Origin of the sequence: Nonomuraea sp. NPDC049486 (assembly GCF_040676925.1) — a bacterium.
GTDB classification, from domain to species: Bacteria; Actinomycetota; Actinomycetes; order Streptosporangiales; family Streptosporangiaceae; genus Nonomuraea; species Nonomuraea ferruginea.
Window position 1 is genome coordinate 68,484 of the sequence record NZ_JBFAPV010000015.1, and the last position, 24,076, is coordinate 92,559.

The 24,076-nt window shown below is 73.7% G+C and carries 15 protein-coding genes; 5 read left to right on the forward strand and 10 right to left on the reverse strand.

Annotated elements, in window-relative coordinates; genetic code table 11:
* The first annotated feature begins 54 nt into the window (after window positions 1–54).
* Both AB0K05_RS34815 and AB0K05_RS34820 read left to right on the forward strand, forming a co-directional pair.
* Entirely contained in the window at window positions 55–3,066 is a 3,012-nt protein-coding gene (locus tag AB0K05_RS34815) for an ABC transporter permease (RefSeq protein WP_364234919.1), read from the forward strand.
* Window positions 3,063–5,696, forward strand: coding sequence for an FtsX-like permease family protein (locus AB0K05_RS34820; RefSeq protein ID WP_364234921.1), 2,634 nt, complete (start codon window positions 3,063–3,065; stop codon window positions 5,694–5,696). Before AB0K05_RS34815 ends, AB0K05_RS34820 begins: the two co-directional genes overlap by 4 nt.
* Before the next feature lie 41 nt (window positions 5,697–5,737).
* On the opposite strand, the gene AB0K05_RS34825 is transcribed toward AB0K05_RS34820, so the two are convergent.
* From AB0K05_RS34825 to AB0K05_RS34870, 10 genes are all read right to left on the reverse strand, one after another.
* Window positions 5,738–7,162 (reverse strand): S28 family serine protease, encoded by a 1,425-nt coding sequence (locus AB0K05_RS34825; protein WP_271277315.1) that lies wholly within the window; start codon window positions 7,160–7,162, stop codon window positions 5,738–5,740.
* A gap of 117 nt (window positions 7,163–7,279) precedes the next feature.
* Window positions 7,280–8,323, reverse strand: coding sequence for an agmatinase family protein (locus AB0K05_RS34830; protein WP_219546252.1), 1,044 nt, complete (start codon window positions 8,321–8,323; stop codon window positions 7,280–7,282).
* A gap of 24 nt (window positions 8,324–8,347) precedes the next feature.
* Window positions 8,348–9,112 carry an amino acid ABC transporter ATP-binding protein gene (locus AB0K05_RS34835; RefSeq protein ID WP_219546251.1) on the reverse strand — a complete coding sequence of 255 codons (765 nt, stop codon included), beginning with the start codon at window positions 9,110–9,112 and terminating at the stop codon, window positions 8,348–8,350.
* The gene (locus tag AB0K05_RS34840; protein WP_219546250.1) at window positions 9,109–10,077 is read right to left on the reverse strand and encodes an amino acid ABC transporter permease; all 969 of its coding nucleotides are present in this window, start codon (window positions 10,075–10,077) and stop codon (window positions 9,109–9,111) included. The genes AB0K05_RS34835 and AB0K05_RS34840 overlap by 4 nt, the downstream gene beginning before the upstream one ends.
* Window positions 10,064–10,969: an ABC transporter substrate-binding protein gene (locus AB0K05_RS34845; protein ID WP_364234925.1), complete on the reverse strand. Its 906-nt coding sequence runs from the start codon at window positions 10,967–10,969 to the stop codon at window positions 10,064–10,066. Before AB0K05_RS34845 ends, AB0K05_RS34840 begins: the two co-directional genes overlap by 14 nt.
* A gap of 224 nt (window positions 10,970–11,193) precedes the next feature.
* Window positions 11,194–12,480 (reverse strand): helix-turn-helix domain-containing protein, encoded by a 1,287-nt coding sequence (locus tag AB0K05_RS34850; RefSeq protein ID WP_364234928.1) that lies wholly within the window; start codon window positions 12,478–12,480, stop codon window positions 11,194–11,196.
* 46 nt (window positions 12,481–12,526) lie between these two features.
* Window positions 12,527–13,648: an L-2-amino-thiazoline-4-carboxylic acid hydrolase gene (locus AB0K05_RS34855; RefSeq protein WP_364234931.1), complete on the reverse strand. Its 1,122-nt coding sequence runs from the start codon at window positions 13,646–13,648 to the stop codon at window positions 12,527–12,529.
* On the reverse strand, window positions 13,645–14,883 hold the full coding sequence (locus AB0K05_RS34860) for an amidohydrolase family protein (RefSeq protein ID WP_364234933.1): 1,239 nt from the start codon (window positions 14,881–14,883) through the stop codon (window positions 13,645–13,647). The genes AB0K05_RS34855 and AB0K05_RS34860 overlap by 4 nt, the downstream gene beginning before the upstream one ends.
* Window positions 14,883–15,770: a cupin domain-containing protein gene (locus AB0K05_RS34865; protein WP_271277317.1), complete on the reverse strand. Its 888-nt coding sequence runs from the start codon at window positions 15,768–15,770 to the stop codon at window positions 14,883–14,885. Before AB0K05_RS34865 ends, AB0K05_RS34860 begins: the two co-directional genes overlap by 1 nt.
* 144 nt (window positions 15,771–15,914) lie before the next feature.
* Window positions 15,915–17,147 carry an NB-ARC domain-containing protein gene (locus AB0K05_RS34870; protein ID WP_364234936.1) on the reverse strand — a complete coding sequence of 411 codons (1,233 nt, stop codon included), beginning with the start codon at window positions 17,145–17,147 and terminating at the stop codon, window positions 15,915–15,917.
* A gap of 190 nt (window positions 17,148–17,337) precedes the next feature.
* On the opposite strand from AB0K05_RS34870, the gene AB0K05_RS34875 reads away from it, so the two are divergent.
* From AB0K05_RS34875 to AB0K05_RS34885, 3 genes are read left to right on the forward strand one after another with little or no spacing between them, the layout of a single operon-like run.
* Complete coding sequence (locus AB0K05_RS34875; protein WP_364234939.1) at window positions 17,338–20,841, forward strand: WD40 repeat domain-containing protein; 3,504 nt, start codon at window positions 17,338–17,340, stop codon at window positions 20,839–20,841.
* Between the two features lie 35 nt (window positions 20,842–20,876).
* On the forward strand, window positions 20,877–21,530 hold the full coding sequence (locus tag AB0K05_RS34880; protein ID WP_148033072.1) for a hypothetical protein: 654 nt from the start codon (window positions 20,877–20,879) through the stop codon (window positions 21,528–21,530).
* Complete coding sequence (locus tag AB0K05_RS34885; RefSeq protein WP_364234942.1) at window positions 21,527–24,022, forward strand: NACHT domain-containing protein; 2,496 nt, start codon at window positions 21,527–21,529, stop codon at window positions 24,020–24,022. Before AB0K05_RS34880 ends, AB0K05_RS34885 begins: the two co-directional genes overlap by 4 nt.
* Window positions 24,023–24,076 lie beyond the last annotated feature (54 nt).

Consider the following 24,076-nt stretch of genomic DNA (forward strand, 5'->3'; position numbering starts at 1 on the left):
TGCTTCGCCACCACCATGCCCCGAAGGTTCACTGAACGGGGTGAAGGGGGACGGATGCGGGGGCCGCTGGTCGTCAGAAGGGCGTTCAGCGAGCCGCTGCTCCTCCTGGCCGCCTTCGGGTCGATCCTGCTGGCGACCACCACGCTGGTGGCGCTGACGATGTACGTCTCCTCCATCGGGGACGCCGGTGTCCGCCGGGCGATGGAGACGGCCTCGTACCGCGAAACCACCACCACGATCAGCTCGCTGGTCACCGCCGAGACCCTCCCCAGGTACGACCGGGCCGTGCGCGACGTGCTGACCGGAATCCACGCCACACCCCCGGCCCTCACCGTCAGCCTCCGTTCCGACTCGTACGTCATGCCGGGACAGGACGGCGAGAAGGCGCCCGAGCTGCTCAGGTTCGGCAGCCACGACGGGCTCGACCGGCACGCCAGGCTGGTCTCCGGCAGGTGGCCGCGCACCGGCGGGCCGGTCGTCGAGGCGGCGATCCCGCTGCCCGCGGCCTCGGCCACCGGGTTCGGCGCCGGCCGGGAGTTCGTCACGGAGGGGCGGCTCGACCACCGCCCCGTCACGGTCCGCGTCGTCGGCGTCTTCCAGCTCCACGACCCCGCCGACGAGCGCTGGGCGGGCGAGGAACTGCTGAGCAGGGGCGTGGAGCACGGGGACTACACCACCTACGGGCCGCTGATGGTGGCGCGGGAGACGTTCACCGCGCGCTTCGCCACCAACGTCAGGGCCGTCTGGACCGCGGAGCCGGACCTCGGCACGTTAACGCTCGACCGCCTGCGCCCGCTGGCGGAGGCGCTCGGCCAGGTGCGCGAGCGGCTGACGGCGGCGGGCTGCGTGAACTGCCTGACCGCCGGCCGGCTGCCCGGCATCCTCACCCAGCTCGCCACCGCGTCCCTGGTGACCCGCTCCACCATGCTGGTCCCGGTGCTGCAACTGCTGGTGCTGGCCGCGTACACGACGATGCTCACCGGGCGGCTGCTCGCCGACCACCGCCGCATGGAGACGGCGCTGCTGCGCTCGCGCGGCGCGGGCACGGCGCGCCTGGCCGCGCTGGCGGGAGGCGAGGCGCTGCTGGTGGCGGTCCCGTGCGCGATCGCCGCGCCGTGGCTCGCGCCGCCGCTGCTCGCGCTGGTCCACCGGCTGCCGTGGATCGAGGCCTCGGGGGTGCGCCTGACGCCGGCGGCCGATCCGGGCGCGTTCCTTGTCGCGTTCTGCGTGGCCCTGGCCGCGGCCGTGCTGCTGGCCCTGCCTGCCCTCGCCGGCGCGCGGCGCACGTACGTGGAGGAGCAGACGGCGCGGGGCCGCGGCGTGCGCGGGCTGATCGAGAGGGCGGGCGCGGACCTGGCGCTGCTGGCCGTGGCCGGGCTGGCGATCTGGCAGCTCCAGCACTACGGCGCGCCGGTCACCGGGACGGCGGCGGGCGGCCTCGGCGTCGACCCGCTGATCGTCTCCGGTCCGGCGCTGGCCCTGCTCGCGGGCGGCATGCTGGGGCTGCGGCTGGTGCCGCGCGTGTCGCGGCTGGCCGGGCGGCTGATGTCGCGCAGACCCACGCTCGCCCCCGCGCTGGGGGCCTGGCAGGTCGGCAGGCGGCCGCTCAGGTACGCGGGACCCGCGCTGCTGCTCACGATGGCGATCGCCATCGGCATCCTGTCCATGGCCACCACCTCCACCTGGCAGGCCTCACAGCTCGACCAGGCGGTCCACCGGGCGGGGGCGGACCTGCGCCTGTCCGGGCCGGCCGCCGGGCCCGAGCTGGGACCGCTCGGCCGGGGCACCGCCTTCACCGCACTGCCCGGCGTCACCGCGGCCTCCCCGGCCTTCCGCGGGCAGGCCGAGGTGGGCGGCGAGAGCGCGCTGCTGCTCGGGCTCGACGCCGCCCGGCTCGGTGAGCTGTTCGGCCTGCGTCCCGACCTGTCGGCGCGTACGGTCGAGCAGTTGTCCCGGGCACTCCCCGGGGACCGCGCCGGCAAGCTGGACCTGCCCGGCCGGCCGCGCGCCCTCACCGTGCGGGTCGAGGCGGGCGCCGCCGTGCCGGCGCGGCTGGTGCTGTCCGACGCGCTGGGCGCGTGGCACGACCTGCCGCTCGGCGGGCTGCGGCCGGGCGGGAACCGGGTCGAGCTCGATCTGACCCCGCTGGCCGGACGTTCCGGCGCGATCACGTACCCGCTGTCGCTGCGCGGCCTCGTCACGGACGGGCGGACCGCTCTGCGGCTGACCGGGCTGAGCGCGGACGGACGGGACGTGCCGGTGCCCTCCGGCGCCGTCGCCTTCGGCCCGTCGCGGGAGCCGGGACCGCTGCCCGTGGTGCTCACCCCCGGCCTGGCCGCCTCGCTCGGCCTGGGCGTCGGCCAGACCGGACCGGCCACCTTCGCCGGCCGGGTCCTGCGGGTGGAGGTGGCCGGCGTCGTGGCGAGCATGCCGACGAGTGCCCCCGGTCAGCAGGCCGTGCTCGCCGACTGGGAGACGCTGCAGGCGCGGGAGCTGGCCGCGGCGCAGCCGCCCAGGCCCGTGACCGAATGGTGGCTCGCCGCCTCCGACACCGCACCGGCCCGCGCGATCCTGCGCGAGAACCCCCAGTGGGACGTGACCGTCGTCGACCGGGGCGAGCTGACCGCGAAGCTGCGGGACGACCCGCTGGCCAGCGGGCTGCGCGGGGCGCTGGTCCTCGGGTTCGGCGCGGCGCTGGGGTTCGCGCTGCTCGGGTTCCTGGTGAACGCCGTGGTCGCGGCCCGGGAGCGGAGGGCCGAGTTCGCCGTCCTGCGGGCGCTCGGCGCCGGCTCCCGGCAGATCTTCGGGATGCTGGTGACGGAGCAGGCGTTCGTCGTCGGGCTGTCGCTGGTGTCCGGCACCGCGCTCGCCGTGGTCGTCGGGAACCTGGTGGTGCCGCACATCGTGCTGACCGGGCAGGCGTCGGCGGTCACGCCCGGCGTGCTGTTCCACGTCCCGTGGGCGGCCACGGCCGCGATGCTGGCGCTGGTGGCGGGGGTGCTGCTGTTGATCGTGGCCGGGCTGGCGCGGCATCTGCGGCGCGGGCAGACGCTGGAGGAGCGATGAGGGCCCGCGTGAAGGGGCGGCTCGCCGTGCTGGGCTTCCGGACGCACGGCGGTGCGACGGCGCGGCTCGCCGTGCTCGGCGTCCGGACGCACCCCGGCGCGACGGCGCTGCTCGCCGTGCTGACGGCGGTGGCCTGCCTGCTCGTCGCCGGGCTGCCCAGGCTGACGCAGGCGTCGTTCGACGAGGCGCTGCGCCGGTCGCTGGCCACCGCCGACGCCGTCCAGACCGACCTGACGGTCAGCGGGCAGCCGGTCACCCTCGACGGCGACCTGCACGAACGCGCGCAATTCGAAGCCGGCGACCGCCACTGGCGCGGGCTCCTCCCGGCGGCGCTGCGCCCCCTGATCAGGCCGGACGGCCACGTGAGCGCCAAGACCGTACGCACACCCGTCACCGGGACCCGCGGCACCTTCGTCAACCTCGGCTGGCTGTCCGACGCCGGACGGCGGGTGGACTGGATCCAGGGCCGCGAGCCCGGCGAGCCGTCCACCACCGGCCACGAGGGCGTGACCATCCCGCTGATCGAGGTGGGCGTCGTGGACGAGGCCGCCCGCGTCATGGGCCTGCGGATCGGCCAGACCAGAGTGATCGGCGAAAGCGCCCACGCCGCGGTGCGGATCGTCGGCGTCTTCAGGGCGAAGGACCCCGGCGACCGCTCCTGGAACCACGACCCCGACATCCTGCACGTCACCCACGTCGTGCCGCTGGAAGGCCCGGAGGAGTTCCACACCACGGCGCTGATCCCCGACGAAGGGCTCACCGCGCTCAACAGCAGGACACGCAACCTCGTCTACCGCTGGGTCCTCCCCGTCGACGGGCGGGCCGCGAGCGCGCTGGACGTGCCGGAGGCCGGCGCGGCGGTCGCCGGGTTCCGGCAGCGGCTGGCGGTCGAGAGGTCGGGCACCACCAGCTACCGCCTGATCACCGGGCTGCCCCAGGTGCTCGACGAGTTCCAGGCCGGGCTGTCCGCCGCGCGGACCGTCATGTATCTGGTGCTCGGCGGGCTGCTCGCGGTCGCGCTCGGCGTGATCGCGCTGGGCGTGCGGCTGCTGACCGACCGGATGGCGCCCGCGCTGGCCCTGGTGCGGGCGCGCGGCGGGTCGCTGTGGCAGGTGGCGGGGGCGGGGTCCGCGATGGCCGCGTTCGCGGTGGGCCCGGCGGCACTGGCCGGGTACGGGCTGTCCTTCCTCGTGCCGGGGCCCGCGCCGCCGGTCGCCCACCTCGGACCGGCGGTCGTGGTCGTCACCGCCGTGGCCTTCGCCGGGGCGCGGCTGGTGGTGGCCCACCGCACGCCGCTGCCCGAGCGCCGCGACGACGTGGCCGCCGTCCGGCCGTCCGCGCGGCGGCTGACGCTGGAGGCCCTGGTCGTCGTGCTCGCGCTGGCGGGGGCCTACCTGCTGCGGGCCCGCGGGCTGTCCGGCTCCGCGGAGCGCGATCCGTTCCTGCTGCTGATCCCGGTCGCGCTGACGCTCGCCGCCGCGCTGATCACCATGCGCTGTTACCCGTACCCGCTGCGGCTGCTCGTCCGGCTGGCCGCGCGGGGACGGGCGGCCGTGCCGTTCCTGGGGCTGACCCTGGCGGCCAGGGCGCGGTCCGCCGGCGTGCTGCCGGTGCTGGTCCTGCTGCCCGCGCTGAGCGTGTCGGTGTTCGCGGCGGTGATCTCGGACGGGATCGCCACCACGCAGCGGGTCGCGTCCTGGCAGCGGGTGGGCGCGCCGATCAAGCTGACGTCGGACGAGGACATCCCGCCCGCCGCTATCGAGCGGGTACGCCGGGCTCCCGGCGTCGAGCAGGTGGCGCTCGCGCTGACGGGCCGGGCGCAGATCCGGCCCACCGGGGAACGGCCCGTGGCCATCGCGGTGGACCTGCCGGAGTGGCGGCGGGTCATCGGCGACGCGCCCATCACCCTGCCCACGCTGGAGGGGAGCACGTCCGCGCTGCTTTCACCCGGCCTGGGTGAGCGGGGCACCTTCGAGATCATGTGGCTGTCCCCGGCGAAGCTGACCACCCAGGGCGTGATCGACTCCCTTCCGGGGTTCCGTCCCGGCGGGCCGTTCCTGCTGGTGCCGCGGGAGGTGCTGCCGTGGCCCGCCGCGAACACCCTGCTGATCAGGGGCGACGTCTCGCCCGCCGAGCTGGCGCGGCTCGTCCCTTCGGCCACCGTGGAGACCCAGGAACAGGCGCTGGCCGCCATCCGGGCCGATCCCCTCACCGGCACGGTCCGCTCGACGCTGCTCGTGGTGACGGTGGCGCTGGGGGCGTACGCGCTGGCCGCGATCGTCCTGTCCCTGGTCGCCGGGGCGCCCGACCGGGCCAGGGCGATGTCGCTGCTGCGCACGCTCGGGCTGACCGAGAGGCAGGCCCGGCGGCTGACCGTGCTGGAGCTGCTGCCCCTGGTCCTCGTCACGGCGCCCGCGGGCCTCGCTCTCGGCCTGGGGCTGCCGGTCGCGCTCGGGCCGGGCGTGGACCTGTCCTCGTACGCCGGCGGCCTGCCCGTCGGCGACTACGCGCCGGGACTCCTCACGCCCGTGGCGCTGGCCGCCGGGCTGGCCGTCTGCACCCTGCTCGGCGCGTACGCGCACGGCGCCGCCGTCCGCCGCCGCGACCTCGGCGCCGTCCTCCGGTCCTGAACCCGGGCCGGGGCGCGGCCAGGCCTCGCCCCGGCGGCGGGTCAGAAGGTGCGGCGGTCGGGGAGCATGTCGTCGTCGGGGATGGACGACACACCGCGCTGGGCAGCCTGGGCGCCGGTCACCCCGGCCCAGCGGAGCAGCGTGTCCGTGGCCGCCTGCCGCTCGGCGTCGGGCAGGCGGGCGATGTTCGCGCCGTGGTTGGCGCCGGGGGCGACATACAGGTACGAGTCATGGCGGCTGGGCGTGAACCGCTCCGCGCTCCACGGGTCGTTCTCCCCGTAGACGAACATCATCCGGCTGGACTGCTTGCGCACCCAGTGGTCGACGTCCAGCATCGGGCGCGGGTCGTGGCGGGACCGCAGCTCGGCGGGAATGACCGAGTTGGGCTGGTAGAGCCCGGGGTAACGGGTCAGGCCGCGCAGGTGCCCGAACTTGAGCGTGGGCCAGCCGAGCTGGGTGGCGGCCTGGTAGTAGTAGGGGACGTAGTAGCCGATGCCCTGGTCGGTGTAGAAGGAGAAGCCGGCGACGGTGTCGATCCAGTCGTAGATCTCGTCGTCGGTCGCCGTGCCGGGCGGCACGTCCGCGCAGTCGCTCTCGTTCGAGTACTGCCAGAAGGCCCACACCGCGTCGAGCACGGTCATCTCGAACGACCGGTCGGCGCTGCCGAGCGACTGGGTGAAGGTGTAGCCGTTCCGCGCGGCCTCGGCCTCGAACCTCGGCACCAGCCTGGCGCGCCGCTTGAGCGCCTCCTTCTGCACGTTCTCCAGCGAGGTGCGGCAGGCGGCGTCGCCCACGTTCTCGAAGAACTCGTCATAGGCGCGGTCGGCGGGGTTGACCCGGTCGTTCGGCGCCACGTAGGCGACCACGCCGTCCACGTCGTCCGGGTAGAAGCGGCGGTGGTAGACCGAGGTCATGCCGCCCTTGCTGGCGCCGGTCTGGATCCACTTGCCGCCGTAGACGGTCTTGAGCGCCTGGACGATGCGGTGCTCGTCGCTCGCCTGCTGCCAGATGTCGAGCTTGCCCCAGTCGGCGGGGTCCGGCCGGGAGCTGCGGAAGAACCGGTGCTCGACCGAGACCTGGTTGGCGCCCAGCAGCCGGGTCGGCTCGGTCTGCGAGGCCGACGGGTTGACGGCCAGGCCGTAGCCGCCGGTGTAGAGCACCACGGGCGCGTCGTCGGACCGGTGCAGCAGGGTGAGACGCTGCTGGTACGTGCCCTTGCCCGGACGGCGGTGGTCCACCGGCTGGGTGAGGGTGAGGACGAAGAAGCGGAAACCGCTCGGCCGGGACTCGGAGACGACGGTCAGGCCGGGGATCGCGGCGAGCTTGTCCAGCAGGGGATCGGCGACGGTGGCGGCGGAAGCGGCGCTCGCGGTCGCGGCGGCGGCCGAAGCCGGCTGGGCGAGTGCGCCGGTGGTGACTAACGCGAGGGCGAGTGCGGCCGAAAGCAGACGGGGGCGCGGGGACATGCTTCTCCTGGTTTGCGTCGAGGAGCAGGACGTCTCACTTATACCGATCTGCCGGTTCCAAGGCGACCCTCCGGCCCAGCGGCCCCACGCGGCCGGCCGAGCCGGAGGCGTATACGGTCAGTCGTCGGTGATGGGGGTCGGGTCGTAACCGCGCCAGCCGTCGTTGCGGCGCAGGAAGAGGCCGGCGAGGAAGCTGAGCAGCCCGCCGGTCATGGTCCGGCCCGTCATCGTGGACACGTCCCGCGCCGGATCGTGCTCCACGAAGTCGATCGCGGCCACCTTCGGGTGCTGGCCCAGCGCGTACAGCGCCTCGTACAGGTCGACCGGGTGCAGGCCCTCCGGGGTGGCCGCGCCGGTGCCGGTCGCGTAGCCGAGCTCCAGCACGTCGACGTCCACGGTGACGTAGATCGCGTCGGTGCCGTCGCCGGCGACCTGCACCATCTGCTCGATCACGGCGTCGATGCCCGCCCGGCGGACCTGGCGGCCGGTGATGATGGTGCCGCCGTGCCCCTCCACCCACCGCTTGTAGTAGCTGGCGTTCATGAAGCCGTGGATGCCGACCTGCACCAGGTTCTTCCCGGAGAAGGGGAGACCGGATTCGAGGAGCTGGCGGATCGGCGTGCCGTTGGTCGGGCCGTGGTCCATGACCCGTACGTCGTTGTGCGCGTCGAAGTGGATGAGGCCAAGCTTCTGCCCGGGGTGCGTGCGGGCGAAGGCGCGGGCGGCCGGCGCCGTGATGGCGTGGTCCCCGCCGATCAGCACCAGGAACGAGTCACCGCTGGCCCGCCAGAGGGCGGACATGGTGTCCTCGATCCGCTGCAGCCCTTCGTACTGGTCCAGCACCGGCACGGCGATGTCGCCCAGATCGCGGGCTGTCATGCTGGCCAGATCCACGTCGAAGTCGGGACTGTAGGTGGTGAAGGACGGCGTGGACAGGCGCAGCGCGTCAGGCGCGGCGAAACAGCTCGTCGGCAGGATCGACGTCGTCGACAGGCCCACGCCCACGAGGCCGACGTCGAAGGACGAGTCGAAGTCCCAGGGGCGCAGCCAGTTCCACACCCTGGGCTCGAAACGGTCCTCGAACTTGCCGTTGAGCACGATGCCGGGCTCCTTGAGGTGCGTCACCTCGTGCGCGCGCAGCCACTCCTCGCGTGCGGTCATCACTGTCTCCTCACTCGATCCGAGCTAGAGGACCCGGCGCAGGAAGGCCTGGGTCCGTTCGTGGCTCGGGCGTTCCAAGATCTCGGAAGGGTGGCCCTGTTCGACGAGCCGCCCCTGGTCCATGAACACCACCCGGTCGGCGACCTCGCGGGCGAACCCCATCTCGTGGGTGACCACGATCATGGTCATGCCGTCGCGGGCCAGCCCGCCCATCACCGACAGCACGTCGCCCACCAGCTCCGGGTCCAGCGCCGACGTCGGCTCGTCGAAGAGCATCAGGCGCGGGCGCATGGCCAGCGCGCGGGCGATCGCCACCCGCTGCTGCTGGCCTCCGGAGAGCTGCCTCGGGTACGCCGACTCCTTCTCCGCGAGGCCGACCTTGGCCAGCAGCTCGCGACCGGCCTGCTCGGCCTCCCGCTGACGGGCCTTGCCGAGCCGTACCGGCGCCTCGACGACGTTGCCGAGGACGGTCATGTGGGGGAAGAGGTTGAACTGCTGGAAGACCATGCCGATCTGCTCACGCTTGCGGCAGATCTCGCGGTCCTTCAGCTCGTAGACCTTGTCGCCCTTGCGGCGGTAGCCGACGAGCTCGCCCTCCACCTCGATCCGGCCGCCGTCCACCTTCTCCAGGTGGTTGACGCAGCGCAGCAGCGTGGACTTGCCCGAGCCGGACGGCCCGATCAGGCAGACGACCTCGCCGGGGTACACGTCCAGGTTGATGCCGCGCAGCACCTCCAGCCTGCCGAAGGACTTGCGGACGCCGCGGATGCGGACCGCGGGTGTCGTCATGGGTGTGCCCTCCCCGCGGCTACCCGCGTGTCGTGCGGCCGGAGGCGGCGCAGCACGCCGCCGAGGAAGGTCTCGGGGGTCCGCCGGTCACGCGACGTCCTGCGCTCCAGGTAGGTCTGGCCGAGCGTGAGCACGCTGGTCACGATGAGGTACCAGAGGCTGGCCACCATCAGCAGCGGGATCGTCTCGTACGTCCGCGAGTAGATGACCTGCGCCGAGTAGAGCAGCTCCGGCATCGCGATCACGCTGATCAGCGAGGTGTACTTCAGCATCGAGATCGTCTCGTTGCCGGTGGGCGGCAGGATGACGCGGATGGCCTGGGGCAGCACGACGCGCCGCATGATGACCGACCGGCGCAGGCCGAGCGCCTGCGCGGCCTCGGTCTGGCCGTGGTCGACGGAGTTGATGCCGCCGCGGACGATCTCGGCCATGTACGCGGCCTCGTTGAGCGACAGCCCGATGATGGCCACCAGCGCCGGGGTGAGGATGTCGTTGGCCGGGATCTCGAAGAACTGAGGGCCGAACGGCAGGCCGACGGTCAGCACGGGGTAGAGCGCCGAGATGTTGAACAGGAAGATCAGCTGGACGAGCAGCGGGGTGCCGCGGAAGAACCACGTGTAGAAGTTCGCGCCGGCCTTCAGCACCGGGTTGGGCGACAGCCGCATCAGCGCGATGACGATGCCGAGGACCACCGCGATCGACATGGACACCGCGGTCAGCCAGAGCGTGGTCCACAGGCCGGACAGGATCGCCGAGGAGAAGAAGTACTGCCCGACGACGTCCCACTGGAACCGCTCGTTGGTGACGAGGGAGGAGACGACCGCCACCGCCACCACGAGCACGACGGCCGCGGCGACCCAGCGGCCGGGATGCCGCAGGGGCACGGCGCGCACGTCGTCGCCGTGTCCCCGCGGGTCTCCGCCCTCGCCGCCGTCCAGGATGGCGGTACGGTCAGCTGCGGGCATCGTTCACAGTGATCTTGGTCAGCGCGCCGTCCGCGACGCCGTACTTCTCCAGGATCTTGACGTAGGCGCCGTCGTCGACGAGCTTCTGCAGGGCCTTCTGCAGGACCGGCACGAGCTTGCTGCCCTTCGGCAGTGCCATGCCCACCGGCGCCTCGTTGATCGGCTCGCCGACCGGCTTGATCTTGGAGTCGGGCTGGGCCTGGAGGTAGGAGTTCTGCAGGCTGTCGCCGCACAGCGCCTCGATGCGGCCGCTGGTGACGGCCAGCATGCCCTGCTGGAGCTGCTGGAACACCTGCAGCTTGACGGCGGGCTTGCCTTCCTGCTCGCACTTGGTGCTCTGCTCGGACAGGTACATCTCCTCGGCGCTGCCCCGCACCACGCCGATGGTCCGGCCGCAGCTGGTCTCCAGCGTCAGGTCGTCGATGTCGCTGTCGGCGGGGACGACGAAGCCGGAGGAGTCGATGATGAAGTCGACGAAGTCCACCTGCTCCTGACGCTTCTTGTTGTCCAGCATCGCGGAGATCGTCACGTCGTAGCGGCCCGCCGCCAGCCCCGGGATCAGGCTGTCGAAGCTGGTGTTCTGCAGGTCGATCCTGGTGCCCAGCACGTCGCCCAGGGCCTCGGCCAGGTCGATGTCGAGTCCGGTCGGCTTGCCGTTCTCCTCCACCGCCCACGGCATGCCGATCGTGAGGTCGGTCGCGCCCTTGATCTCGCCGGTGAACCCGGCCGCCTTGAGCTCCTCGGCCAGCGCGGGATCGGCGCTGGCCCAGGTCCCGGCGGGCTTGGTCGTGGTCTCGCCGCCGCCGGCCGCGTCGCCGGAGCCGCTCCCGCACGCGGTCAGCGCGAGCGTCACGCTCAGCGCGAGGCCGAGCAGCCTCATCGTCCTGTTCATCGTCCGCCCCCTACCTGGAACACGTCAGTGGAGCGCGGAGCACCCGCCGGGGCGGGATCCGGTTGGGAGCAGTCATCGAACCTCCAAGCACGGGTGGGATTGCCGGAATCCTCGCAGAGTGACATTCCGCTGACTGCCGACAGATGTTGCACGTCGGAGCGTGGGGAACGACATTTGTCAACGAGACCGGCCGTGTCGGGGCCGGGGCTCACCCGGCCGCTCGGCTACGCGTCGCCTAACGCGGAGATGCCGGTGCCGGTCGTGTCCGTGCCGTACGGCGTGCGCAACCGCATGAGCCGCGCCAGCTTCAGCTCCAGATGGGCGACCAGGCGGTCGTTGCCGTTCCCCAGGTCCAGGCCGGTGATCTCCTCGATGCGGCGCAGCCGTCCGTAGAGCGAGGCGCGGTGCAGGTGCAGCCGCTGGGCGGAGCGCGCCACGTCGCCCGCGTTGTCGAGGAAGACCTCCAGCGTCTCGGCCAGCGGGGCTCCCGTGCTCTCCCGGTCGATCAGCAGGCGGATCCCGGGATGGAGGACGACCTCCTCCGGCTGGTCGTTCACGAGCTGCGCGATGCGCGAGTACACCCCGAGACCGGTGTGGTGCACGGTCCTGGCCATGCTGCCCAGCGAGGCGGCCACCTGGGCGCCGCGCAGCGCCTCCCGGTAGGAGGAGACCAGCTCCGTGAGCTGTGGGTACGCGCAGCCCACGCCCGCCCAGACGGTGAACGAACCGTCTGCCGGCAGGGCCAGCTCGATCTTCTCCCGGGCCGTCTCGGCGAACCTCTGGTCCAGCGTGTGCCTCGGCACCGCTCCGTCGTCCGGCCTGGCCATCACCAGCAGACCGTGATTCTGGCGTACCAGGCTCAGGGTCTGCCGTGAGGGAAGGGCCATCCGCACCGATTCGAGAGCCGCCGACAGGCTCGACCGCTCCGCCTCGCCCAGCCCCGCCCCGGTGCCGGAGACGGGCAGGAACACCGCCACGGCGGTCGGCCACTCGTGCCGGAAGATGTCCGCGTCGGCGATGCGCTCGACCGCGCGGACCCGGGCCTCGGCGTCGTCGGACAGCAACCGGATCAGGCTCTCCCGCTCGCTGAGGCTGCGCAGCTCGTCGATGTGCCGCTGGCGCTGGAACACCTCGGCGACGCTCTCGGCGGCGGCCTCGATCCGCCGTCGACGCTGCTCCGAAAGCTCGGGATCGTCGACCTGCACCCAGATGTACGCCACGGCCTTGCCGCCGGCCCGCGCGACCGCGCCCCAGCGCGGGCAGGTCATCCCGATGGCGGGGTTGGCCGGCAGCAGGAAGGCGCCCCTGCGTTCCTGGGCCCGGTGCACGGCGGTCCAGCGCAGGATGTCGGGGCCGGCGTGACGGCGCAGGATGGCCTGCTCGCGGGCCGGGTCGTTGCCGCTGGGGTGGTAGGTGTAGACGTACTGCCGGAGTTGCATGTCGTCGATCGCCACCGGCCGGTCGAGGGCTGCCCCCAACCGGTCGGCGATGCGCTGCAACTCGGCAATCATGCCGTCATCGTAAGGGGCATAACCCCGTGATTTGGACAAAAAGCCGTTAAAGCGATATATGGTCCATCCGGTCGAACTCCTCCGGTGTGGGATCGTCCTCGGTGAGCAGGGCGGGAACGGTGAAGCGGAACCTGCAGACCTGGTCACCGCGCGACTTGACCGACGTCCAGCGCACCTCGGTCTCCGGGTTGTACCCCTGGAACAGCCCTCGGTGGTTGGAGGAGTCGAACAGGTAGCCGAGCCGCAGCCCCTCCTCGCCCTCCGACGACCAGACCTCCGCCAGGGGGCAGTAGGTGCAGTCGAGGTAGTAGGCCCCGTCGCTGATGTGCTGGCGCTCCTTGAAGACGAAGACCGCCTCGCTCGGGTCGCGCTCCTGCAGGCCGTCGGTGCTCCCGAAGTTGGCCATGGTCAGCGGCTTGCCGAGGGCGAGCATGCGGTCCCGGATGACGCCGCCCCTGTCGGCGCCGAAACGGTACGCCGCCTGCCGGATCGTCTCTTCACCGGAGGCGTCGTAGGCCCTCACCAGCTCGCGCGACACGTACATCTGCATGGCGGCGAGCAGGCCGGTGGTGCGCCGGTTCACCTCGATCAGCCGGACCGGGTCCGCCGCCAGGGCGCCGAGGCGCGGCGCGCGCCGCACCGGGCCGGCGCCCGTGACGCGCAGGCGCCAGGGCCGCGCGGCGGCGTCGTCGGCTTCCAGGACCACCCCGGCGCCGTAGCCCGCCGTGATGCCCGCCGTCAGCTCGGGCCAGTAGAGCCCCAGGGCGGACAGCGCCGCGGTCTCGCCGATCAGCTCGGTCAGGTACGCGCGGCCGGGGGCCTCCGGCAGGGTCAGCACGACGGCCGGCCCGTCGGTGGCGACCGAGAGCTCGCCCTCGGCGGCGGCCAGCTCCCATTCGCCGCTGTCCCAGTGTTCGAGCAGCGCGACCGGGTCGCGGCCGGTGACGAACGAGGCGGGCTGGTCGCGCATGGCCGTGCCGCGGTAGACGCCCTCCTGACGCACTCCCCGGGCGATCGCCGCCAGGCCCCGCGTCCCGTGCCGGCTCTCCACGGCCTCGTGGAACACCTTCAGCATCAGCCAGTGGTAGTCCTGGAAGGACCGCAGCGACGCCAGAGACGACGCTCCCTGGTCGTGCGTGCCGGACCCCGTGATGTCGTCGGCGGTCATCGGAGTGTGCCGTCCTCTCCTCGCTCGTACACGCGTCGGCCGGACTGCCACGTCTCGGCCACCCGGCCCCGCAGGTCCGACAGATCGGTCAGTTCGCCCTCAAGCAGCACCAGGTCCGCCGTCAGTCCCGGCGCGACGCGGCCGATCCGGTCCGCGAGGCCGAGCAGCTCCGCGGCCCGCGAGGTGGCCGCCGCCCAGACCGCGTACGGGGGCAGGCCGCACTCCGCGAGCAGCTGAAGCTCGCGCAGGTTGTCGCCGTGCGGGCCGATTCCGGTGTCGGTGCCGAGCGCGATGTTGACGCCCGCCCCGATGGCCCTGGTGACGGCCTCACGGTGTACGGAGGCTACCTCCAGCGCCTTGTCGAGTACGGCGGGCTCGTGCAGTTCGCCGCGCTCGGCCGCCTCGATGACCGACATGGGCGCGATCAGGGTGGGCACCAGCCAGGTGCCTCGCGCCAGCATCAGCTCGATGGCCTCGTCGTCGAGGAAGATGCCGTGCTCGATGGACCGGACTCCGGCCCGTACGGCGTTCTTGATGCCTTCCACGCCCTGGGCGTGCGCCATCACGTGGACGTGGGCCGCGTCCGCCTCGGCCACCAGCACGGCGAGCTCGTCCGGGCGGAAGTGGGCGTGGCGCGGATCGTCCGCGGGCGACAGCACGCCGCCCGTGGTGGCGACCTTGATCACGTCCGCGCCGGCGCGCAGCATCGTGCGCACCGTCTTGCGCATCTCGTCAGGGCCGTCGGCGATGCCCGACGGCACACCCGGATGCTCGGGGAAGAGGGCCAGGTTCACGCCGCAGCTCAGGTGGCCGTCGTTGTGCCCGCCGGTCTGGCTGATCATGTTCACCGCGATCAGGGTGCGCGGGCCCTCGATCAGGCCGCGTGACAGCGCCTGCTTCAGTCCCAGGTCGGCGCCCGCCGCGTCCCGCACGGTCGTGATGCCGGTTTCGAGCGTCTTGCGGCAGTTGACCACTGTCTTGAAGAAGTGCAGCGAGAACGGGTCGGAGACGCGGTTCACCAGGTTGATGTCGGAGAGCGTCAGGTGGACGTGCGTGTCGATCAGGCCGGGGAGGACGATCTTCCCGGTCGCGTCGACCACCCGGACGTCGTCGCGGGCGGCCAGGCCGGTGCCGACCGCGACGATGACGCCGTCCTCGACGAGCACGTCCGCCCGCCCGGGAGCCGCGCCCGTGCCGTCGAAGACCCGGCCGCCGGCGAAGAGGATGCCGGCCATCAGACGTGGAACCCCCGGCGCGGGCCCGTCTCCAGGGGACGGCGCGGCGGCGTGGAGTAGACCGGCTCCAGCGGCTCCCACGCCCAGGCGCCGTCGCACGCGTCGAGCGTGTAGAACCAGTACATGCGCAGCTCGGAGTCGCCGGTGTCGATGCCGTGCGGCGCCCACGCCGGCACGTACACCGTGTCACCCGGCGCCACCTCGTAGCCGTCGTCGCCCACGTAGATCGTCGCGGTGCCTTCGAGCACGTGGTAGATCTCCGCCGGGGCGTGCCGGTGGATCGTGTAGTGCAGGTGCGGGTCGACGCCCGCCGTGCCGATCACGAACTCCTTGGTGCCGTTCGCCGGTTCGAGCAGGTAGCGGCAGCGCAGCCGCATCCCCTTCGACGGCTCGACGGGGACCCACGACACCATGTCCTCGGCGACCGCCCACCGGTCGAACAGGCCCGTGGACGGGGCGGTGTTCGGGTTCACGCCCGATTCCAGCGCCGTGTCGGGCAGCAGCCGCGAGGTCACGGTCTTGTCGTGGCCGCCGGTGGCGTAGGCGACCAGGAACCGCGCGGGCTCACTGCCGATGTTGGCGATGGAGTGCGCCTCCCCGGGCGGGAAATAGGCGGCGCCCGGAGCCGACAGCTCCACCGAGCCGCCCGGACGCCAGAGCCGCAGCGTCCCCTCGACGATGAAGATCGCCTCGGCGTGCCCGTTGCTGTGCGTGGGCACGACCTGGCCGGGCGCGATCGTGACTTCGCCGAAGGTGATGTCCGCGTCGGCCCCGAGGGTGTCGGGCAGCAGGCCGAGCACCCGCGTGTCGCGGAACTCGGGCAGTTGGTGGAGGTTGTCCCCGGAGACCGAGGCGACAGACCGCGGGAAGTGCATCGAAGCGGGCAACAAAAGCTCCCAGTGCGACAGTTATCGGGCACAAGACCCGTTTTCGCCGACGATGCTAGGCCGGGGGCGGGAGCGGGGGGACCGGGTATTCGTCGTGTGCATCCGGCGCGGGGCACAACATCTGTCGAGCGCGCCGACGGCCGCTCACAGCGCCGCGGCGTGGTCGTGCACCAGGTCGTGCATCCGGTACCAGCAGGGTGACGTCTCCTGGAGGAGGTGGGCGTCCATCAGCTGGTCCAGCAGCCGCCGCGCCCGCGGCATGCTCGTGTCCAGCAGCGCGGCGGCCGTGTCGGCGCCGAGGCCCCCGCGGCCGCCCGAGCCCAGCAGCCGGTACACCCGCCGCTGCTCGTCCGGCAGCCGATCGTACGACCGGTCCAGGGCGGCGGCGACGCTGTGCGGGCCGTCCGCCAGCTCGGCCAGCCGGTCGCAGGCCAGCCGGTCGAGCAGATGCCGCACCCCCCAGGCGGGGCGCGCCCTGAGCCGGGCGGCGGCGATGCGGATGGCCAGGGGGAGCAGCCCGCAGCGCCGCACGACCTCCGCCAGGACGTCCGACGGGGCGCGGCGGTCCAGGCCGGCCAGCCGGGTGAACAGCGCGATCCCGGCGGTGACCGGCAGGACGTCCAGCGACAGGCCGCGGGCGTCGCCGTGACAGGTCAGGCGGCGGCGGCTGGTGACGATCACCAGGCATCCCGGCCCCGCGGGCAGCAGCGGGAGGAGCTGGTGCTCGCCGGCGGCGTCGTCCAGGACGATCAGGACCCTGCGCCCGGCGAGCACGCTGCGGTAGAGCGCGGCGCGGTCGTCGGGGTGCCAGGGGATGTGCTCGCCGGGGACGCCGAGGGTGCGCAGCACGCGGGCGAGGGCCGTGCCCGGCTCGACGGGCGCCTTCGGGGCGTGGCCGCGCAGGTCGACGAAGAGCTGGCCGTCGGGGTACAGCGGCGCGAGCCGGTGCGCGGCGTGCACGGCCAGCGCTGTCTTGCCGATGCCCGCCATGCCGTTGACGCAGACGACCGGCACCGTGTGCGCGCTGCGGTGGCCCTCCACGACGGCCAGCTCCCGATCCCGGCCGGCCAGCGCGGCGACGTCGGCGGGCAGCTGCCGGGGCACGGTCACCGGAGGCGGCCCCGCCACCGCCGGGCCGGGCCGGCCGTGGGCGGCGGCGTTCAGCGTCGCCCGGTCCGCGCCGTTCAGCTCCAGCGCCTCCGCCAGCAGCAGCATCGACGTCACGCGCGGCCGCAGGAGCGCGCCGCTCTCCATACGGCGCACGGTTCTGACGTTGAGACAGGCCCGTTCGGCGAGTTGCTCCTGGGTCAGCAGCGCGCGCTCCCGCCACCCGCGCAGCAGCGCCCCCAAGGACATCCCGGCACAGGGATCCCCCACGGTTCCGACACCCCCCGGTTCGATTTCGTCAGCCCTGCCGGTGCGGACAGAGAGGACCATCGAAACCGCGTCCACGCTGTTCAGGCCACTGGTGAGACGACATCGGACGGAATCGGACGGGCCGGGCCATCCCGGATCCCCGTTCGAATGCGATTGATGGGAGCGGCGGCGAGTGACCAGAATGAGCGCCATGGGCGAGCGGGAGGATCACGGCCATGCGCACGATCTATGCCCCTACCAGGGTCTGGCGCCCTTCGAGAGCGGGAGGGCCGAGCTGTTCTTCGGCCGTACGAGGGCGACCCGCGACCTCCTCGGCCGTCTGAGAAGGCGGCTGACGGACCACGGCACCGTCCTGCTGGTCTCCGGCGCCTCGGGCGTGGGCAAGTCGTCGCTGCTGAGGGCCGGGCTGATGCCGGCGCTCGCCGGATCGCACGACTGGCCGCGCCTGCTCGTCACGCCGACCGCGCGGCCGTTCCGCGCGCTCGCCGAAGCCTGGGCGCGGGCGTTCGGTGGGCACCCGGAGGAGATCGAGCGGACACTGCGTGCCGACCCGCGGCCGCCCGGCCGGCTCGTCCTGGTGGTCGACCAGTTCGAGGATCTGTTTACCCTGGTGACCGACGAGCGGGAGCGCCAGGCGTTCGTCGGAGCCCTGCACGCCATGGCGGCCCGCCCCGGAGGCGCCGCGGTGATCATCGGGGTGCGCGCGGACTACTGGGAACGCTGCGCCGCCTACCCGCACCTCGCCGAGGCCATCCAGGACGGCCAGGTGATCGTCGAGCCGATGACGGAGCCGGACCTCCGGCTGGCCATCACCGGCCCCGCCGCCGCGGCGGGCCTGGAGCTCGAACCCGGCCTGGTGGAGATCATCCTGGCCGAGCTGCGCGCCGGGCCGTCGGCGGGCGATCGCTACGGGGCCGCGGCCCTGCCCCTGCTCTCCCAGGCGCTGCGCAACACCTGGGAGCGACGCGAGGGCCGCACCCTGACCGTCCGCGGCTACGAGGAGTCCGGCCGGGTCCGCGATTCCGTACGGCGTACGGCCGACGAGGCGCTCGGCGAGCTGCCACCGGAGGACCGCAAGGCCGCGCTGAGGATCTTCCGGCGGATGATGGTGATCACCCCCGGCGGCCGGCCGGCGCGGCGCGCGGCGACGCTGGCCGAGCTGCACGCCGCCGCGTCCGCGCGCCCAGGGGAGCGGGTAGCGGCGCTGCTGTCCGCGTTCGCCGGCCGCCGCCTGCTCACCCTGCACGAGGACTCCGTCGAGATCGCCCACGACGCGCTCCTGACGGCCTGGCCTACCCTGCGGCAGTGGCTCGAACCCGACCTCGCCGCGCAGGAGGTGTACGACCGGCTCCTGGACGCCGCCGGGCAGTGGGCCGAGAACCACCGCGACCCCGCCTTCCTCTACCGGGGCCCCCGGCTGCTGGCCGTCCAGGACAGCAGGCCCCGCTGGGACCGCGACCCAGGCAGCTTCCCCCCGCCGGGCCCCACCGCGGAGAGCTTCGTCACGGCCTCCGTGCGGGAGGCGCGGCGCGTGACCCGCCGCCGCCGTCTCGTCATGGGCGGTCTGTCGGCGCTGTCGGTGCTCGCCCTCTGCGCGGCCGTCGCCGCCGTCGCCGCGGCCGACGAGGCCGTACGGCAGCGCGCGGTGGCGATCTCGCGCCAGCTCGCCGCGCAGAGCGAGGTCACCGGAGACGCCACGCTCTCCTCACTGCTGGCCGTGGCCGCGTGGGACATCGCCCCGACCGACGAGGCGCGCAACCGCGTCCTGTACGCGGCGACCCGCACCGGCAGGGGGACGCTCACCGGGCACGCGCGCGGCGTCATGGCGCTGGCGTTCAGCCCCGACGGCTCCGCCATCGCGACGGGGAGCGACGACGGCACCGCGCGGCTCTGGGACACCGCGTCGCGCCGGCAGCTCGGCGCGCCCATCACCCGGCCGAAGTACGACTGCTCGGACGTCCGCCTGGCCTTCAGCCCCGACGGCCGGACGCTGGCCACCGCGTGCGCGGGCAGCGTCCGGTTCTACGACGTGGCCACCCGCCGCGAGCTGGGCCGGCCGCTGGAGCACGAAGCGGTCGTGTCGGCGCTGGCGTACCGTCCCGACGGGAAGACCCTGGTGACCGGCGACTTCAGAGGTGTCGTCCGGCAGTGGGACGCCGCGACGCACCGCCCGCACGGCCCGCCGATGGGCCGCGCCGACCACGGGCCGGAGCTGGCGAACATCGTCCGCGAGGTGACCTTCAGCCGGGACGGCACGGTCATGGCGGTCGCGAGAGGCAGGGCCGTACGGCTCTGGGACCCCGTCACCTCCCGCCCGCGGGGCGAACCCGTCGCCCGGCAGGCCGACACCGTCCTCGACGTCGCGCTCAGCCCGGACGGCGCCACCCTCGCCACCGTCAGCCAGGGAAGGACCGCCCACCTGTGGGACCTGGCCTCGCGTGAGCGGACGGGCGAGCTCAAGGACCACCTCGCCGGGTTCACCGCGATCGCCTTCAGCCCGGACGGCACCCGGATCGCCACCGCGGGAGGCAGCGGCCGCACCGTCCTGTGGGACACCGCGGCCCGCCGGCGGCTCCTCACGCTCGCCGACAACGTCGGCGTCCTCGAACGCGTGGCGTTCAGCCCGGACGGGACGCTGCTCGCAGCGGCCGGCCAGGACGGCGTGGTGCGCCTGGCGGACCCGCGGATCCGCCAGCAGATCGGGACCCACGTGCCCGCGCGCTCGGCCGTCGCGCTGAGCCCCGACGGACGCACGCTCGCCGCCGGGGCGGCCGGCGAGAAGGATCCCGCGATCCAGCTGTGGGACACCGCCACCCAGCGGCCCGCGGGCCCGCCGCTGAGGCCGACGGGCACCCGCCGCTCCGTGGCCACGATCGAGTTCACCCCCGACGGCCGCACGCTCCTGACCTCCGGCGTGGACGGCCTGCGGCTCTGGGACGTCGCGGGCCGCCGCGAGCTCGCCCACGACCAGGCCCTCGACGGCGTGGCCGAGCTCAGCCCCGACGGCAGGTTCGCCGCCGTCCAGGTCGGTCAGGACATCGCGTTCTGGGACCTCGCCCGCCGCAGGGAGACCGGGCCGCGCCTGCGCGTCCCCGGCCACACCGACGTCGTCACCGGGATGGCGATCAGCCCGGACGGCGCGACGCTGGCCAGCGCGGGCTTCGACGAGCGGGTGCGGCTCTTCGACGTGGCCACCCGCCGCGAGATCCCCGGCTCGCCGCCCGCCGCCGCCGGCGGGCTGGTCAACGACCTGGCGTTCAGCCCCGACGGCCGGACGCTCGCCTACACGGCCGCCGACGACGCGGTCCGGCTGTGGGACGTCGGACGCCGCCGCCCGGCGGGCATCGCCCTGATCAACGAGGACGGGGCGACCGGCGCGCTCGCGTTCAGCCCTGACGGCCGGATCCTCGCCACCGGCTCAGCGGGCGGCGGCGTGCAGCTCTGGGACCTGCGGATCCACCGGAGGCTCGGAGCGCCGATGACCGGCCACACCGGCGGCGTGACCGACGTCGCCTACGGCCCTGACGGGGCGTCCGTCGCCACGGTGGGCGGCGACGGCGCCGCGCGGCTCTGGAACGTCCGCACCCCCGCCGACCTGGTGGCCGCGGCGTGCGCCAACGCGGGCCGCGCCCTCACCCGCGAGGAATGGGAGAACCACGTGCAGGAGGAAGAGTACCGCCGGACGTGTCCATGACCCCGGAGCCGGGCCCCCTCGGGGGGAGAGCGCGCATGTTCCTGCGAGGCCTGCGGCGGCGGACGGACCGGCCCGTCCCCGAGCTGGTGGCGCTGTTCCGCTCGATCATCGACGGCGGCCGCGACGTCCACCCGATCGCGTCCGACTTCCTGGAGCACTTCATGGACGGCGCTGGCGCGTCCAGGACGATGTCGTCGCGGTGGCTGCGCTCGTTCCGGGTGATCGAGAAGGCCGAGCGCAGGAACCAGCGCCGGTTCGAGCGGCAGCTCACCCGGGAGGCGGGGCTGCTGCCCGACGGCGGGTCGAGCTGGTCGCACGACCACTGGGACGCGCGGATCAACGCCTTCATCGGCACGGAGCTGTTCTACGTCAGCAGGATGAGCCTGCTGCGCTCGCACGGGTCGTTCGTCCTGACCAGGGACGGGCCGGAGGTGCGCGTGTCGGGTACGGTGCGCCACCGCTGGTTCGACCCCTACGACTGGGACCGGGGCCGATGGGTCTACATCCCCCGCCACGGGTTCGTGCCCATCGCCGTCGGCCGCGAGCTCGTCGAGGCCGACGAGGCGCGCAACTTCCTGATGGAGTGCCGCCACGTCCAGACGCTGGAGGGCCGGTGCGTGGCCGGCCGGTGGCCGCGGCGCGGCCGCGCGAGCTTCGCGTGGTCGCTGGTCCGGACGGGGGACGGATGACCGCGGAGCGTCCCCGCCCGCCGGGCCCCGGCACCGCCGGCACGGCGGACTTCGTACGCTCGCTGGCCCTGCTCAGGCAGTGGGCGGGCGAGCCGTCCCTGAGCAGGCTGCGCGTCCTCGGCGGTCAGACGTCGACCGCCGACGGGACCAAGGTCGACGCCCTGCCGAAGAGCACGACCTCGCACGTCCTGCGGCAGACCGACAGGCTGCCCCGGTGGGACTTCGTCCGGGCCTTCGTCACCGCCTGCTTCCACTACTGCGACCATCCGCCCGAGCTGATCCCCGCCGAGCTCGAACGCTGGCGGGCGGCCAGGGCGGCCCTGGCCGAACCGGCCGCCCCCGCACCCGAGCCGCCCCCCGCCGACGTCCCCCTGCCCGATCCCGCCGTCCGGCTGCTGGCCCGGCGCGTGCTCCGGGAGGAGGACCGGGCACGCAAAGGGCTGCTCGGCGGCTACAGTCTCGCGCCGCTTCCCTTCGGCCCTGACGACGCCTCGGGCGGCGGGGCGGCGCACGACCTGCACGCGATCGGCCGGTTCTTCGGCGGCCTGCGCCCGCGGCGCCTGCTGGTCGTGGGGGAGTCGGGGGCGGGCAAGACGGTGCTCGCCGTCGAGCTGGTGCTGCAACTGCTGGAACCCCTGCTGGGGGGACGACCCGGCCGGGACCGGCCGGTGCCGGTGCGCCTGAACGCGGCCCGGTGGACCCTGGGCAGGCCGTTCGAATCCTGGCTGGCCGAGCAGCTCGCGCAGCAGTTCGGGGTCGCGGCCAGGGACGCGCACCGGCTGGTGCGCGACCGCCTGGTGCTGCCGGTGGTGGACGGGCTGGACGAGCTGGACCCGGAGCCGTCGTCGGGCCCGCCGCGCCGGGCGATCGGGCTGCTCGCCGAGCTCAACCGCTACAGCGACCTCTCCGGGCGGCGGCCGGGCGCGGTCGTCGTGACCTGCCGCGCCGACCGCCACGCCGAGCTGCGCGCGGCCGGGGCAGGGCTGGACAACGCCGCCCTGATCAGGCTGAGACACCTCAACACCGAGCAGATCGGCACCTACCTGCGCGCCCGCTGGCCGGACGGTCACCCCTTCGCCCCGCACCGCGACGCCGTCCACGCGGCGCTGTCGGGGCCGGCGGGCGAGGCCGTGCACGCCGCGCTCGCCACGCCGTGGCGGCTGCTGCTGACCGTGACCGCCGTGGAGTCCGGCGGCGACCCCGACGACCTGCTCCACGCCGACCCGGACGCCGACCCCGCCGCCGGAGCGGCACTGATCGCCGGAAGGCTCCTGGACGCGTACGTGCCTGCGGCCACCCACCTGGCACCCCGCACCCCCCACGGCACCCCCTACCGCCCTGACCAGGTCCGAGCATGGCTCGTCCGCCTGGCCGCCCACCTGCGCGAGCAAGCGGGTCGCGGTGCGGAGGCGGACGGGCCCCTCGGCCTCCACCCGCGTGGGCAGGCGGGTCGCGCTGCTGGGGTGGGGCGGATGTCGCCTGGGTTGACGGCGATCGATCTTGTGCCTCATCTGTTGTGGCCGATCGGGGGGCGGCGGCGGGTGCGGGTGCTGCACAGTCTGGGGTGTGTGGTGTTCGCGGTGATCGCGATGCTGGCGTTCTGGACGGGCTCGGCGGCCGGTGAGCTGCCGGATCAGTCGCTCACTCTGGCGCTGATGGCGGGCTGGGTGGGCATCGCCACCGTGCTGTCGCTGGCGCCGTGGCCGGCCGCCGCCGGTGGGCGGACGGGGGTGCCGCGACGGCGCCGGGTCACCGGCGGTCTGGTGGGCGCACTGGCGGGAGTGCCCGTCGGCGTGCTCGGAGGGCTGACCGGGCTCGCGCTGACCGGGGGAAGAGCCTTCGGTCCAGGCTTCGCGGTCGTCGCCGGGGGCACGGGGGGACTGGTGCTGGGCGCCGTGATCGGGCTGACGGCGGCCGGTCGTCCGGGAGCCGAGCGTATGACCGTGCCGGAGGCGATCCGCGCCGAACCCCTCACCCTGCTGGGCTTCGGGCTGTGCGGCGCGCTCACCGGCCTGCCGCCGCTGCGGCTGGCCGGCGCCGGTCCGCTGCCGCTGGCCGCGGGGGTGGCCGCCGCCTTCGTCCTCGCCTTCGCGCTCGGGGTCGTCTTCACGATCGCCACCGGGGGCTGGAGCAAGGACGCGGAGCTGGCCCACCCGCGAGAGGCCCTGCACCGCAACGCGGTCATCGGGCTGGCCTTCGGCCTCATCGGCGGCGTCGCGGCCTTCCTGGTGTTCCTCATGAACCACGACGTCGCCGAGTCGCTGCTGTGCGCACTCGTCGGCGGCGTGACCTTCGGCCTGGCCTTCGGCGCGATCGCCTGGGCCCGCACCATGATCGGCCTGGCCGTCGCGGCCGCGCGGGGCCTGCTGCCGCTGCGGCTGTGGGCCTTTCTCGACTGGGCCTGCGAGGCCAACCTGCTGCGCGTCAGCGGCGCCACGTACCAGTTCCGGCACCGCGAGCTCCAGGACTTCCTGACTCCCGGCGACAGATGACGCCGGAGCCTGCCGGCGCGGGGCGAAGATCCGACACGCGGGGAGTTCCGGAAC

Excerpts from the sequence above, each read along its gene's own strand:
- AB0K05_RS34845 (WP_364234925.1), bottom strand. The coding sequence starts at position 10,969 with ATGAACAGGACGATGAGGCTGCTCGGCCTCGCGCTGAGCGTGACGCTC.
- AB0K05_RS34820 (WP_364234921.1), top strand. The coding sequence starts at position 3,063 with ATGAGGGCCCGCGTGAAGGGGCGGCTCGCCGTGCTGGGCTTCCGGACG.
- AB0K05_RS34840 (WP_219546250.1), bottom strand. The coding sequence starts at position 10,077 with ATGCCCGCAGCTGACCGTACCGCCATCCTGGACGGCGGCGAGGGCGGA.
- AB0K05_RS34835 (WP_219546251.1), bottom strand. The coding sequence starts at position 9,112 with ATGACGACACCCGCGGTCCGCATCCGCGGCGTCCGCAAGTCCTTCGGC.
- AB0K05_RS34860 (WP_364234933.1), bottom strand. The coding sequence starts at position 14,883 with ATGGCCGGCATCCTCTTCGCCGGCGGCCGGGTCTTCGACGGCACGGGC.
- AB0K05_RS34885 (WP_364234942.1), top strand. The coding sequence starts at position 21,527 with ATGACCGCGGAGCGTCCCCGCCCGCCGGGCCCCGGCACCGCCGGCACG.
- AB0K05_RS34815 (WP_364234919.1), top strand. The coding sequence starts at position 55 with ATGCGGGGGCCGCTGGTCGTCAGAAGGGCGTTCAGCGAGCCGCTGCTC.
- AB0K05_RS34880 (WP_148033072.1), top strand. The coding sequence starts at position 20,877 with ATGTTCCTGCGAGGCCTGCGGCGGCGGACGGACCGGCCCGTCCCCGAG.
- AB0K05_RS34850 (WP_364234928.1), bottom strand. The coding sequence starts at position 12,480 with ATGATTGCCGAGTTGCAGCGCATCGCCGACCGGTTGGGGGCAGCCCTC.
- AB0K05_RS34875 (WP_364234939.1), top strand. The coding sequence starts at position 17,338 with ATGGGCGAGCGGGAGGATCACGGCCATGCGCACGATCTATGCCCCTAC.
- AB0K05_RS34855 (WP_364234931.1), bottom strand. The coding sequence starts at position 13,648 with ATGACCGCCGACGACATCACGGGGTCCGGCACGCACGACCAGGGAGCG.
- AB0K05_RS34825 (WP_271277315.1), bottom strand. The coding sequence starts at position 7,162 with ATGTCCCCGCGCCCCCGTCTGCTTTCGGCCGCACTCGCCCTCGCGTTA.
- AB0K05_RS34830 (WP_219546252.1), bottom strand. The coding sequence starts at position 8,323 with ATGACCGCACGCGAGGAGTGGCTGCGCGCGCACGAGGTGACGCACCTC.